The sequence below is a fragment of the Pseudomonas sp. B7 genome (genome assembly GCF_016735645.1).
GTDB lineage: Bacteria > Pseudomonadota > Gammaproteobacteria > Pseudomonadales > Pseudomonadaceae > Aquipseudomonas > Aquipseudomonas glycinae.
The window spans coordinates 848,249-861,631 of sequence record NZ_JAERRE010000001.1 but is presented as its reverse complement, the minus strand read 5'-3'; the positions used below and the strand labels follow the sequence as shown (position 1 = coordinate 861,631).

Below are 13,383 nucleotides of genomic sequence, written 5' to 3'. Positions count from 1 at the left end.
ATTCTGTTTAAAGGTTAATCGTTTCTTAACCGGTTTATCGTTTATTCCCCGATGCTGATGATAGGCGCTCGTTCGTTTACATGATCAGGATCGCCCCCATGTCGCACTTCGCCTCTTCCCGTCGTTTCAGCCTGGCCACTTTGGGCCTGTCGGTTGCCTTGCTGTCCAGTCCGTTCGCGTTCGCCGAATCCGCCTTGATCGAACCCCAGACCCTGATCGTCGATCAGAGCCTGCCCAAGGCGCAGCGAGATGCAATGGAACTGGCGGCGCGGCGTTACGGCAGTTTCTGGAACACGGGCGAAGAGGCGTTGGCCACCGCTGCCCTGTCGCCGCAGTTCGTCGACAAGACCCCGCCGGAAGGCCGGGTGCAGGGGCCGACCGGGCCGCTGCTGGCGTCGAAGTTCTTTCGCACGGCGGTGCCGGACTTGAGATGCGAGATCGAGCAAATGATCGTTGCCGGGGATCACGTGGTGGTGCATCTGCACTTTCGCGGGCATTTCACCGGCACGTTCAAGGCTCTCAAAGGGCAGGGCCAGCGTGTAGACTTCCGGGCAACCGATATCTATCAGATCGACAACGGTCGCATCGCGGCCAATTGGCATATCGAAGACAACATCAGTCTGATGGCGCAACTGCAAGCGCAGCCGCCGGCCAGCTGAACCATGGACATGAAAGGGAAACGCGATGAGCGAGGAAACGATTCGATTGGGACGTGAGCGGCGCTATCTGGTGTTGCTGGGCATCATCTGCCTGGCACTGATCGGCGGCGCGCTGTACATGCAGATCGTGCTGGGCGAGGCGCCGTGCCCGCTGTGCATCCTGCAGCGTTATGCGTTGCTGCTGATCGCGCTGTTCGCGTTCATCGGCGCGGCCATGCGCACCCGGCGCAGCATCACCGTGTTCGAGGTGCTGGTGGTGATTTGCGCCATCGCCGGCGCTGGTGTCGCCGGGCATCACGTGTACACCCAGTTCTATCCGGCGGTGAGCTGCGGCATCGATGTGTTGCAGCCGATCGTCGATGACCTGCCGCTGGCGAAGATCTTCCCGCTGGGCTTCCAGGTCGACGGTTTCTGCTCGACGCCGTACCCGCCGATCCTCGGTCTGTCGCTGGCGCAATGGGCACTCGTGGCCTTCGTGCTGGTGGTGATCCTGGTGCCGCTGCTGATCTCGCGTAACCGAAAAGCGTTGCGCTGAATCAACTTTTCGGCGCGTGCGCCGATAAAACAAACGCCTCGATTTGCGGTGACGCGAATCGAGGCGTTTTGCATTTCAGGGTCTGTGTGAAAACACCGTGACGAACGGCAAGGAAGGGTGCGACAGGTGTGCGACATGTTGTCACACAGGCCGGGTCGCAGCTCGTTTCACAGGCCCGGATTGGAGTGCTGTTACAAAAAAGGATTGGTCTGTTTCAGCGTTTTTCGGTTTTTGCACGCGTGTGCCGGATCAGGCAGTTTTAACAGACGCTGGCAGATGGCCAAAAGCCTTGGCATATCGGGCTTTGCGCGGATTGCGCCGTGGGAAAAAGCCCTCGGAGCTGTCTGAACTGAGGCCGATAGACCTACATTTTTTGGTGTTTTTGTTGAGAATCGATTTCGATAACATACGGAACTTTTGCAAAAACGGTGATGGATTGTTGCTCTGAGCGATAAAAATTATTTCGGGATAAGACATGGTGTATAGGGCGCTACCTATCTACAATCGCCCGCACTGAATTCCCGGCACTGTTCAGCCTTTATTAAGGAGGCGAGCAGGAAGTCGGGTGTCGAGCGGCCGAGAGGCTTGCGAGACACCCAGGTGTCGGTGCCTTCCAACTTTCCGCACCAAATGGAATTGGTCTGTGACAAGGCCTTTGACCACGAATTCGAATAAGAACTGACCGCTGTCCCAGGTTTTGTCGAGCGTCTGACGCGCGACGGGCAGCCCTTATTCAATCCAAAGAAAATGCCAACCCTTGGCAGGGTGAAGTGTTGGCGATCAAAACCCAACTGCATTGCGCAAGCTGCTTTAGAGGTCGTGAGATGAGTAAAAACAGGTACCCCAGATTACTAGGCCTAGTGCCGCTGCTCGGCACGTTGTTGCTGGGAGGCTGCAACATGACCTTGCTCAATCCAACGGGCCAGGTCGGCCTGGAACAGCGCAACCTGATCATCACCGCCACGCTGCTGATGCTGTTGGTTGTTGTGCCGGTCATCGTCATGACCTTCCTGTTCGCCTGGAAGTACCGCGCCTCGAACAAGAACGCCGTCTACACCCCGAAATGGTCGCACTCGACCAAGATCGAAGTGGCCGTCTGGACCATCCCGGTCCTGATCATCATTGCCCTGGGTTACATCACCTACAAGTCGACCCACTCGCTGGATCCGTATCGTCCGATCGAATCCGACGTCAAGCCAGTGACTATCGAAGTGGTCGCGCTGGACTGGAAGTGGCTGTTCATCTACCCGGAACAAGGCATTGCCACGGTCAACAAGATCGTGTTCCCGGCGCACACGCCAGTTAATTTCCGGATCACTTCGGACGCGGTGATGAACTCGTTCTTCATCCCGGGCCTGGGCGGCCAGATCTATGCGATGGCGGGCATGACCACCAAGCTGCACCTGATCGCTGACCGCAACGCTGAAATGGACGGTATCTCCGCCAACTACAGCGGCGCTGGTTTCACCGGTATGAAATTCAAAGCGATCGCAACTTCTCAGGAAGATTTCGACGCCTGGGTAAGTGAAGTCAAAAAGGCACCTAAACAGCTTGAAGCCGCTGAATACGCAGCCCTTGCCAAGCCAAGCCAGAACAATCCAGTCGAGCTCTACTCCTCGGTCACGCCGAACCTGTTCCAGACCATCGTCGACAAGTACGAAGGCATGAAACCAGGCAAGCCGCTGAAGCACGAGAAGAAAGAGAAAGAAGTGGCGGCAACGGATATGGACTCGAATTCGCATTCAGCTGCCGGGGCAGAGGAGTAAACGATGTTTGGTAAATTAAGTTGGGAAGCGATCCCTTTCCACGAGCCGATCGTGATGGTCACCATCTCGATGATCGCGCTCGGTGGTCTGGCGTTGTTCGCTGCAATCACCTACTTCAAGAAGTGGACTTACCTGTGGACCGAGTGGCTGACGTCGGTCGACCACAAGAAAATCGGCGTGATGTACATCATCGTCGCCATGGTCATGCTGCTGCGCGGTTTTGCCGACGCCATCATGATGCGTACCCAGCTGGCCATGGCCACCGAGGGTTCGCCTGGCTATCTGCCACCTGAACACTATGACCAGATCTTCACCGCTCACGGTGTGATCATGATCATCTTCATGGCGATGCCATTCTTCACCGGCCTGATGAACCTTGCAGTGCCGCTGCAGATCGGCGCACGTGACGTTGCGTTCCCGTTCCTGAACTCCCTGAGCTTCTGGCTGCTGGTGTCCGGCGTCGTGCTGATCAACCTGTCCCTGGGCGTCGGCGAATTCGCCAAGACCGGCTGGGTTGCCTATCCACCGCTGTCGGGTCTGCAATACAGCCCTGGCGTGGGGATGGACTACTACATCTGGGCGCTACAGCTATCGGGTCTGGGTACAACGTTAACCGGGGTCAACTTCCTCGCGACCGTGCTGAAAATGCGTACCCCTGGCATGAAACTGATGGACATGCCGATCTTCACCTGGACCTGCACCTGGGCAAACGTTCTGATCGTGGCTTCGTTCCCGATCCTGACCGCTACCCTGGCACTGCTGACCCTTGACCGTTACATGGATTTCCACATTTTCACCAATGAACTTGGTGGCAATCCAATGATGTACGTCAACCTGTTCTGGGCATGGGGCCACCCTGAGGTTTACATCCTGATCCTGCCGGCATTCGGCATTTTCTCGGAAGTCATCTCGGCCTTCACCGGCAAGAAACTGTTCGGCCACCACTCGATGATCTACGCCTCGGGCGCGATCTCGGTACTGGGCTTCATGGTTTGGCTGCACCACTTCTTCACCATGGGTTCGGGTGCCAGCGTCAACGCCTTCTTCGGTCTGGCGACGATGCTGATTTCCATCCCGACGGGTGTGAAACTGTTCAACTGGCTGTTCACCATCTACCAGGGCCGTCTGCGCTTCACCAGCCAGGTTCTGTGGACCCTGGGCTTCATGGTGACCTTCGCCATCGGCGGCATGACCGGCGTACTGCTGGCCATCCCGGGTGCTGACTTCGTTCTGCACAACAGCCTGTTCGTGATCGCTCACTTCCACAACGTGATCATCGGCGGCGCGGTATTCGGCTACATCGCAGGTTTCGGCTTCTACTTCCCGAAAGCGTTCGGCTTCAAGCTGCACGAAGGCTGGGGTAAAGCAGCGTTCTGGTTCTGGATCTCGGGCTTCTTCGTCGCGTTCATGCCGCTCTACGCTCTGGGCTTCATGGGCATGACCCGTCGTCTGAACGCCACCACCAACCCTGAGTGGGTACCGTACCTGTACGTTGCCATGTTCGGTGCGGTGATGATCGCTGTGGGTATCGCCTGCCAGCTGATCCAGCTGTACGTGTCGGTGCGTGACCGCAACAAGCCGGAAAACATGTGCGAACACGGTGACCCGTGGAATGCCCATACCCTGGAATGGTCGACCTCGTCGCCACCTCCGTTCTACAACTTCGCTGTACTGCCAAAAGCAGACTGCATCGATCCGTTCACCGAGGCCAAGGAAAACGGTACCGCGTACAAGGCACCAGCCAAGTACGAACCGATCCACATGCCGAACAACACCGCCACTGGCGTGGTGATGGGCGCACTGCTGACCGTGTTCGGTTTCGCGATGATCTGGCACATCTGGTGGTTGGCGATCGCCAGCCTGGCCGGCACTGTCATCTACTTCGTGATCCACGCAGCACGTGACGATCAGGGCTACATGGTGCCGGTTGAAACAATCGAGCGCATCGAAGCCGAGCAGCACAAGCGTCTGGTAGCGGCCGGGAAGATCCCTGCTTCCGCAACCCGTGTTGAAACCAAGTTGGAACAGGCTTAAACAATGTCGAACTTAGTGACCAATGCTGGACACGCCCATGGTCATGACCATGGGCACGATGACCATCACCACGACTCGGGCGAGATGACCGTATACGGTTTCTGGCTCTACCTGATGACCGACTGCATTCTGTTTGCGTCGATCTTCGCGGTGTACGCGGTACTGGTAAACAACGTCGCCGGTGGCCCGTCGGGCCACGACATCTTCGAACTGCCATACGTGCTGGGCGAAACCGCTCTGCTGTTGTTCAGTTCGATCACCTACGGCTTCGCCATGCTGGCGTTGTACAAGGGTAAAAAGCAGCAGGTTCTGGGCTGGTTGTTCATGACCTTCCTGCTCGGCGCAGGCTTCATCGCCATGGAGATCAACGAGTTCCACCTGCTGATCTCCGAGGGCTTCGGTCCTAGCCGTTCGGGCTTCCTGTCGGCGTTCTTCACGCTGGTCGGTACCCACGGTCTGCACGTGTCCGCCGGTCTGATCTGGATGGGCATCATGATGTACCAGGTCAACAAGCACGGCCTGACGGCGACCAACAAGACCCGTCTGAGCTGCCTGAGCCTGTTCTGGCACTTCCTGGACGTGGTGTGGATCTGCGTATTCACCGTTGTTTACCTGATGGGGACCCTGTAATGGCTAATGCACACTCCCATGACAGCCATGATGCTGGCCACGGCAGCGTAAAGTCGTACGCCATCGGCTTCATCCTGTCGGTAATCCTGACCGTCATCCCGTTCGGCCTGGTGATGTACCCGACCCTGCCGAAGTCGACGACGCTGGCAATCGTCCTGCTGTTCGCGGTGATCCAGGTGATCGTTCACCTGTATTACTTCCTGCACCTGGATCGTTCCATCGCTCAACGTAACAACGTGATTGCGTTCGTCTTTACGGCCATCGTGATCGTGCTGCTGGTCGGTCTGTCGCTGTGGATCATGTTCAGCATCCACACCTACATGATGGCGAAGTGAGGTAAACCCGATGTCGCTCAAGCACTTTATCCAAATCACCAAACCGGGGATCATTTTCGGTAACGTGCTTTCTGTGGCAGGCGGGTTCTTCCTGGCCTCGAAAGGGCATGTCGATCTGGCCGTGTTTCTGGCAGCCATGATCGGCACTTCCCTGGTTGTGGCCTCCGGTTGCGTGTTCAACAACTGCATCGACCGCGACATCGACCTGAAGATGGAACGCACCAAGAACCGGGTGCTGGTCCAGGGCTTGATCTCCCTGAAACTGGCCCTGGTCTATGCAACCGTCCTGGGTGTCGCCGGCGTTGCGTTGCTGTACAAGGTGGCCAACCCGTTGGCCGCATTGTTCGCCGTGATCGGCTTCATCATCTACGTCGGCTTCTACAGCCTGTACCTCAAGCGCAAGTCGGTTCACGGCACGCTGGTGGGCAGTCTGTCGGGCGCCATGCCGCCGGTGATCGGTTACGTGGCCGTGACCAATAGCTTCGACATGGCCGCGCTGACCCTGCTGGTGATGTTCAGTCTGTGGCAGATGCCGCATTCCTACGCCATCGCGATCTTCCGCTTCAACGATTACCTGGCCGCATCGATTCCGGTGCTGCCAGTGAAGCGCGGAATCCAGGTGGCCAAGAAGCACATCCTGATCTACATCCTGGCCTTCCTCGTGGCGACCTTGATGCTGACCTTCAGCGGTTACGCCGGCATGAGCTACCTCGCCGTCGCCGCGGCCATGGGCATGTACTGGCTGTACATGGCCTGGACCGGCTACAAGGCGGTGGATGACACGGTCTGGGCACGCAAGCTGTTCGTCTTCTCGATCTTCACCATCACCGCGTTGAGCGTCATGATGTCTCTGGACTTCAAGGTGCCGACCGAGCTGCTGCTGACGTACGCGCCGTAAGGTTCGAACGTTGTACGAGAAACCCCGTTCATCGAGAGATGAGCGGGGTTTTTTGTTGCTCGGATGATGGAGAAACGACGTCCTTTGTCGTTAACAGACTCTCTCCCAAAAGGGTGGGGTAATCAGCCATTCCCTCGAAACGACTAGCTAGAAATCGACAGGTTGCGGTCGATAGGCAAAAGCCCTAGATTCGGATCCAACTACATGCATCGATCAAGAGGCTGGGCGAAATGACTGAGAGGATGACCTGCGACGAGCGCTTCATTGCCCTGGCAAAAGAGCTGAATTACGACATCAACGGTGAGAACACGGTGGGTGGCAATTACGCGCCATTGATCCGTCATCGCGATGAAATCTACATCAGCGGCATGGTGCCGCGCACCGAGGGCAAGATTCAGTATCCTGGGCGAGTGGGGCAGGAGTTGACGCTCAAGGATGCGCAGGCGGCGGCAAGCATCAGCGCGATGCGCTGTCTGGCCTTTATCGTCGATGCAGTCGGTTCGCTGGACAAGGTCAGGTCGTTGTTGCGGGTCACGGTGTACGTGAAGTCCACGCCGGATTTCGTTGACCTCAGCGAAGTCGCCAACGGCGCATCGGATGTATTCAGTTATGTGTTGGGCGATGTCGGGCGACACACCCGCACCACCGTCGGCGTCTATCAGTTGCCGAAAAACGCAGCCATCGAAGTCGATATGATCGCCGCAGTGCATCCTTCGGCGTAATCGCTGAAAGCCGCACAACAAAAAGCCCCGCCTGAATGTCAGAGCGGGGCTTTTTCGTCAGCGCCGGTATTACTGGGCGGCGATGCTGTAGCCATCAAACGCGGTCTGCTGTTGCAGCGCGGTGATGATGTTCTTGCGGTTGATTGCGTGCTCGGTGCCGGCGTTGTCGACGAAGGTTTCGCCTTCGATTTCTGCTTCGTCGCCTTCACCGACGAAGGTGAAGCCGAGGAACTCCAGCGCCTCGCGATCCACGCTCAGGCGCGAACGCGGTGTGCGCATTGGGAGGGTCACGCTGATGCCGTCCTTGCTGATGCTGAACACTTCGACGTCTTTCTTGGCGCGTGCGGTCTTGCTCTTGCCGCCGCTCGGGTTGCTGATCGCTTGATGGGTCTGGTTCAGCACCTTGAGTGCCAGGCCATAGACGATTTCCTGGAACGCCGGATCGTCCTTGAAGCTGGACAGGATGCGGCTGATCGGGAACTTGCTGCTGAGGTCTTCGAGGGCGGCGATGTCGGCAGCCTCGGCGTCCTTCAGACGCTTGAGTTCGCCCATCAGCTCGTAAGCCTGGTCGTCATCGAAGCGGTCGTGGGCCTGACGGATCGCGGCGCGCAGTTCGCGGATCTGATCGCTCTCGCGGCTCGACTGGAACGCGTCCAGCACCATCTCGCTGATGATCTTCGCCTGTGGGATGTGTTGTGAAAGATTGATGGAGTTTTCGTATTCCGCTTTGGACGACAGAGTGACTACGGATTCAGCGGTGTTGAAATCGGACATTGAAATTTCACTACTTTTTTAACTTGAGATGAGACGAGAAAGCGCTGGGGGCTTTTTCAGGCCGACTAATTTAGGGGAGCGCGACGGCGTTGTCACGGAACAAGGGGCCGGTGGTGCCGATTATTTATCCGGATGATTTGTGATGAGCAACCAGACACCGCGCGTGCCTTGTCTCATTCATTGGCGACAGCGTTCTCGGGTAGTCGCCGGGACGTCAGGCCACGCAACGTCCAGTAGAGCTTCAGAGAACGGGTGCTGATCAGGCCGCACATGAAACCCGCAATGCCGGACTTGAGCAGCAGCATGTCCGGGGACGCGGAACGCTCCGGATTCACGTCATGCTGGTAACCGAAGTAGTAGTTCGCGGAAAAGAACATCAGGTACATGATCAGGATTTTTACCGTGCCCGGCATGATCAGCCCTGTCGCAGAGTCGTCGAGCACCACGCCCCGCCGAGAGAACACCAGCCATGCCGAGAGACCGCCCAGCAACAGCGCGGCGAGCCAGGTGCTGAAAAACAAGACCGGGTTGATCGACAGGTTCAGGGAATACAGCGACCACGCCAGAAACGCCGGGGGTGTTATCAGCATCGAGGCACGGCTCTCTCGGCGGGGAGAGAACGCCTTGATGCCGAAATAAACCAGCAGGAGAAAAATCAGGTAAACCCGTATCGGGGTGTTTTGCAGAATCGTGAGCATTGCGCAGCATCCATGCTGGAAAGAGAGAGACGAGCATAGCCGTTGCCGAGTTCAAGGCAAACGCATCTGCCTGTTGGGCTAGTTGATCACGGCTGCATCGACGTGGGTGACGGGAGGGCCCGACTGGAAAAAATCACCGCGAATATCGCGCTCGACACTGGTGATGAACACATAGTCCGGTTGAAACCGTTCAACGAGGGCGACAAGTGCTTCGGGTTTGAGCAGCAAGTAATACACATGCAGCGTCTCGGTGAAGGTCGCGGTCATCAAGGGAGTCATGGCTGTGCCAAACGAATCACGTAGCCAAAGCACTTTTTTCGAGTTCAAGGCTTGCGGGGAACTGACCAGAAGGGGCGACGCCGGGGATGCGATACCGATGTTCTGACCGGAGAAGGTCATTTCACCGGAGTTGAAGTCATGGTGTTCGACCGGCAGCGAGTACTCGTCGGGGAAGTTGAGTAGGACTTCATTGTCGCTCAGCGACTCCTGGATCCGTAGAAAGTGCGCGAGGTCGCCGCCAGCGCGCTTGTGAGTGGTCAGGGTCAGGGGTTCCCGGGCCTGTGGCCAGGTCAGCCGAGCCTGGGTTTTATCCAGGCTCTTGCGTAATTCATCGAAGGCTATCCAGGCTCCGGCGTTGTTCCAGTGCGTGTCGGTCTGGTAGTAGAGCGGATGAGCGAACTGTAGTTTGGCTTGTACCACCGCCTTTGTGGGGTCGACATAAATATTGCCCCGGGCGTGGCGCAGTAGCACGTCGGTTGGTCTGGGGCTTGTGTGTGACGACCATTCCGGAAGGTATTCCGGATATACGGAGTCTTTGTCCGGGCCTATGACAATGCGAAAGGCAGTTACGCCTTTGCTGCTTAGCCGCTGATCCCAGGACTCCATGGATCGGGCGACGCTTTCGATGATTTGCGTTTCTTTCTGGTCAACACCTGCGCGTTTTACAGAAATCTTGTCGGCATATTCATCGCCGAGAAACAGCCAGCCTTCCTTTCCGATGATGACCTTGCCCGGATGAATCGATATCCCCATGGGATAGATCAGTTTGCTGATGAGTCCATGAAACAGGTCCATGTTGTACAGCACCTTGGCCTTCCACCATTTCACGTCGCTCTGTGTCGTAAACACCTGGTACAGATTGACGGTCGGAACAGTGCACATGATCAATGCAGTCAGGGTGAGTGCCGCATATAACTGTCTTTTCACAGGCGAGCCCCTAGAAGTTGAAGTAGAGGAAAACGGGGCTTTTGCTTTGCACGCTGGCGTACAGCGAAAGACAAAACAGCGTGGACATGGCGAGCGTCTTCGCCTTGCCAAAATCAGTGTGAGCGGTGAGTTCGAAAGCGTTTTTACAGCGGATGATCAACAGCGCGACGGCAATCATCAATGTCGGAGCAAGATTGGCTGTCAGGCCTGTGGGAAGGGTCTCGAGCAAGCGATCGGATAGCGTCCCTCCCCAGGCAAGGTTGGCAGTCGGGACGGTGTTTACGGAGAGCTGATCGATAGAGTCGAAATCAATCATCCCGTGCAATATGCGCAGTGCGTCGTCAACGGAATCGGCTCTGAAAAACACCCATGTGATGTTCACGAACATGAACGTGACGAACCATCCGACAGGGTCGGGCAGCGACAGGCCCACTTGTTTCCAGATCCGGTGCATGACAATGGCGCCGCCATGCAATGCCCCCCAGATGATGAACATCCAGCTCGCACCATGCCAGAGCCCGCCGAGAACGAAAGTCACCATCAGATTGAAATACAAGCGCTGCCGGCCGCACCGGTTACCGCCCAGCGGTACGTATAGGTAGTCGCGAAGATAACGGCTCAACGTCATGTGCCAGCGCCGCCAGAAGTCCTGGATGTCCAGCGCCTTGTAAGGTGAGTTGAAGTTCAGCGGCAGCCATATGTTGAACAGCAACGCGGCGCCTATTGCCATGTCGCAGTAACCGCTGAAGTCGAAGTAGAGCTGAAAGGTGTAGGAAAGACTGGTCGTCCACGCGCTGAAAAAATCATGACTGACACCCTGAGCGAATCCGGCATCCGCCCAAATGGCAAAGGTGTCGGCAATCATCACTTTCTTGAACAGACCGATGCTGAAAATGAACAGGCCCATGACCACGTTTCTGTGGCGAATGACGAGCGTCCAGCGTGACTGGAACTGACTCATCATTTCTTTATGGTGAAGAATCGGCCCGGCGATCAGGTGAGGGAAGAACGTTACGAACAGCGCATAGTTGACGAAGCTGTACTCTTTCGCGAGGTTCTTGTAGCAGTCCACCAGAAAGGCGATTTGCGTAAACGTGTAGAAGCTGATGCCCAGAGGCAAAATGACCTGGTAGAAAAACAACTCGGTTCCGAGCACCGAGTTGATGTTGTTGACCAGGAAATTGGTGTATTTGAAATACCCGAGCAAGGCCAGGTCAGTGACTATTCCAATGCCCAGAATGGCCCTTTTCGACAGGCCTGACGGCAGGGTGTTGTCGGGGGCGGCGAGGGCTTTTCCGACTATGAAGTTGAAGCCGATGGAGAACATGAGCAAGGGAATGTAAGCGACGCTCCAGCGCCCATAGAAAATCAGACTGGCAATGACAAGCCAGACTTTTCCAGCTGTGACCAGCCGCTGACGATTCAGGAAGAAGTACACAAAAAAGACAATGGGCAGGTAGATCAGGAAGAACTTGGGTGAGCTGAAGGTCATGAGGGGCCTTGAATGCGTCCGCGCTTTCAGAAGTCGGCGGATTGTATTCAGGCTCGATGAGTGTGCGAATGCCGAAAATGCAGGTCGAGACGGTTCCTACGGACATCTCGGAAATGGCATTCAAGGTTGTTGAATAATTGAACAAGCGCAATGAACGATCAGTGTTTAAGCGTCGATTGTGCAGGCTATTTCAGCCGTAAACGCTCCATCGCGATCACCGACGTTTCAAACCCCAGGCTGGCAAAAAACGCCTCCGCACCTTCGCGCCCGGCACGCAAAACCCAGGTAATGTCGCTGTTATCCCCCATCACATGTTCGACCAGCGCCCGCCCGATGCCCGCGCGCCGATGTTGCCCGTCGACCACCACCATCGACAGGTAACCGTTGGACAAACCATCGGTGATGCCACGGGCGAAACCGACAATTTGCTGGCCGCTCAGTGCCACGGCGGTGCGCTGAGAGTTCTGAACAAGCTGTGCGAAATGTTCGGCGGTACCGGTGCGATGAGCCCAGCCGTGCCGCTCAAGAAACTGCCTTGCCGCCTCCACTTCCGTGGGCAGGAGGTCGCGTATTGAAATGTCTTTGTTCATTCCTTGATCCCGTCCCTGGTGTATTTCCAACAGTAGTCGCGTTGCTTACGGTCTGCCCCACATCTGCAGGGCGAACTCGACGAAGCGACGCAGTTTAGGCAGCCGATAGCGATCCGGCGCATAGAGCAGATGCATCGGGCGGTTCGGCGGCTGGTAGTCAGGCATCACGACGACCAGCCTGCCATCGCGCAGGTCCTGTTCCACCAGCGCATCCGGCAGCATCACGATGCCCATACCGGTGCGTGCAGCCTGATGCAGACCGGCGGAGCTGTTGATCAGCATCGGACCTTTGACGTCGACCATGATTTCGCCGTCCGGGCCGCTGAGGCGCCACTGTTTTTCCACCGATTGCCAGTCATCGCCAGCGGGGTAGGCGAAGGACAGGCAATCGTGCTGACGCAGTTCCTCAGGGGTGAGCGGCATGCCGCGTCGGGCCACGTACTCCGGGGAGGCGCAGACCGTCAGGGTGTAGTCGATCAGGGGGCGGGCGATCAGGTTGGACTGGTCGAAGTGGCCCAGTCGGAAGGCCACGTCGAGACCGCTTTCCAGCAGATCCGGACGGCGGTTGGTCAGGATCACGTCGAGTTTGACCTGCGGACATTGCAGGGAAAACTCACTGAGTGCCGGGGCCAGGCGTTCGACACCAAAGGTCAGCGGCGCGGTCACCCGCAGGATGCCGCGCGGTTCATCCAGCGTCTGCTCGGCGAGGCGTTCGGAGTCGGCGACCAGGCCAAGTACTTCCAGACAGCGCTGGTAGTAAACGCTGCCGAACTCGGTCAGCCGCTGGCGGCGGGTGGTGCGTTGCAACAGTTGCACGCCGAGCCGTTGCTCCAGCGCCCGCAGGTGATTGCCCACCATGGTCGTGGACATTTCGCACTGCAGCGCGGCCGCCGTCATGCTGCCGGACTCCACAACCTTGACGTACACGCTCATCGACTGGAACAGATCCATTATCAAGCCCGGCTTTTAAATGATTGAAGTTTTGCCGAGTTTATCCAGTTCAGGTGGATAACCATACTGCCAGCACCTCTCACCTCGCTGGAG

Annotated in this window: 14 protein-coding genes; 8 read left to right on the top strand and 6 right to left on the bottom strand. The window is 57.0% G+C overall.

Annotated elements, in window-relative coordinates; all coding sequences use genetic code 11:
• Positions 1-98 precede the first annotated feature (98 nt).
• The 8 genes from JKA62_RS04060 (at position 99) to JKA62_RS04025 (ending at position 7,579) form a co-directional block, all read left to right on the top strand.
• On the top strand, positions 99-659 hold the full coding sequence (locus JKA62_RS04060) for an ester cyclase (RefSeq protein WP_201816453.1): 561 nt from the start codon (positions 99-101) through the stop codon (positions 657-659).
• 25 nt (positions 660-684) lie between these two features.
• Positions 685-1,194 carry a disulfide bond formation protein B gene (locus JKA62_RS04055; RefSeq protein WP_201816442.1) on the top strand — a complete coding sequence of 170 codons (510 nt, stop codon included), beginning with the start codon at positions 685-687 and terminating at the stop codon, positions 1,192-1,194.
• A gap of 824 nt (positions 1,195-2,018) precedes the next feature.
• Entirely contained in the window at positions 2,019-2,960 is a 942-nt protein-coding gene (cyoA, locus tag JKA62_RS04050) for a ubiquinol oxidase subunit II (protein ID WP_011335843.1), read from the top strand.
• Positions 2,961-2,963: 3 nt separating this feature from the next.
• Positions 2,964-4,994, top strand: coding sequence for a cytochrome o ubiquinol oxidase subunit I (gene cyoB, locus JKA62_RS04045; protein ID WP_007956721.1), 2,031 nt, complete (start codon positions 2,964-2,966; stop codon positions 4,992-4,994).
• A gap of 3 nt (positions 4,995-4,997) precedes the next feature.
• Positions 4,998-5,624, top strand: a complete 627-nt coding sequence (locus JKA62_RS04040; RefSeq protein WP_007956720.1) for a cytochrome o ubiquinol oxidase subunit III — start codon at positions 4,998-5,000, stop codon at positions 5,622-5,624.
• Positions 5,624-5,959: a cytochrome o ubiquinol oxidase subunit IV gene (cyoD, locus tag JKA62_RS04035; RefSeq protein WP_011335842.1), complete on the top strand. Its 336-nt coding sequence runs from the start codon at positions 5,624-5,626 to the stop codon at positions 5,957-5,959. Before JKA62_RS04040 ends, cyoD begins: the two co-directional genes overlap by 1 nt.
• Positions 5,960-5,969: 10 nt before the next feature.
• Positions 5,970-6,857 carry a heme o synthase gene (gene cyoE / locus JKA62_RS04030; protein ID WP_007956716.1) on the top strand — a complete coding sequence of 296 codons (888 nt, stop codon included), beginning with the start codon at positions 5,970-5,972 and terminating at the stop codon, positions 6,855-6,857.
• Positions 6,858-7,087: 230 nt separating this feature from the next.
• Complete coding sequence (locus tag JKA62_RS04025; RefSeq protein ID WP_011335841.1) at positions 7,088-7,579, top strand: RidA family protein; 492 nt, start codon at positions 7,088-7,090, stop codon at positions 7,577-7,579.
• A 69-nt stretch (positions 7,580-7,648) separates the two neighbouring features.
• Here the strand turns inward: JKA62_RS04025 and JKA62_RS04020 are convergent, their stop codons facing one another.
• The 6 genes from JKA62_RS04020 to JKA62_RS03995 form a co-directional block, all read right to left on the bottom strand.
• Positions 7,649-8,353 (bottom strand): hypothetical protein, encoded by a 705-nt coding sequence (locus JKA62_RS04020; protein ID WP_011335840.1) that lies wholly within the window; start codon positions 8,351-8,353, stop codon positions 7,649-7,651.
• A 173-nt stretch (positions 8,354-8,526) separates the two neighbouring features.
• The gene (locus JKA62_RS04015; protein WP_201816429.1) at positions 8,527-9,051 is read right to left on the bottom strand and encodes a DUF6622 family protein; all 525 of its coding nucleotides are present in this window, start codon (positions 9,049-9,051) and stop codon (positions 8,527-8,529) included.
• A 78-nt stretch (positions 9,052-9,129) separates the two neighbouring features.
• Entirely contained in the window at positions 9,130-10,257 is a 1,128-nt protein-coding gene (locus tag JKA62_RS04010) for an alginate O-acetyltransferase AlgX-related protein (protein ID WP_201816426.1), read from the bottom strand.
• 10 nt (positions 10,258-10,267) lie between these two features.
• Positions 10,268-11,749 carry an MBOAT family O-acyltransferase gene (locus JKA62_RS04005; protein ID WP_011335837.1) on the bottom strand — a complete coding sequence of 494 codons (1,482 nt, stop codon included), beginning with the start codon at positions 11,747-11,749 and terminating at the stop codon, positions 10,268-10,270.
• 185 nt (positions 11,750-11,934) lie between these two features.
• Positions 11,935-12,339 carry a GNAT family N-acetyltransferase gene (locus JKA62_RS04000; RefSeq protein WP_011335836.1) on the bottom strand — a complete coding sequence of 135 codons (405 nt, stop codon included), beginning with the start codon at positions 12,337-12,339 and terminating at the stop codon, positions 11,935-11,937.
• Positions 12,340-12,384: 45 nt separating this feature from the next.
• Positions 12,385-13,290, bottom strand: coding sequence for a LysR family transcriptional regulator (locus JKA62_RS03995; protein WP_011335835.1), 906 nt, complete (start codon positions 13,288-13,290; stop codon positions 12,385-12,387).
• Positions 13,291-13,383 lie beyond the last annotated feature (93 nt).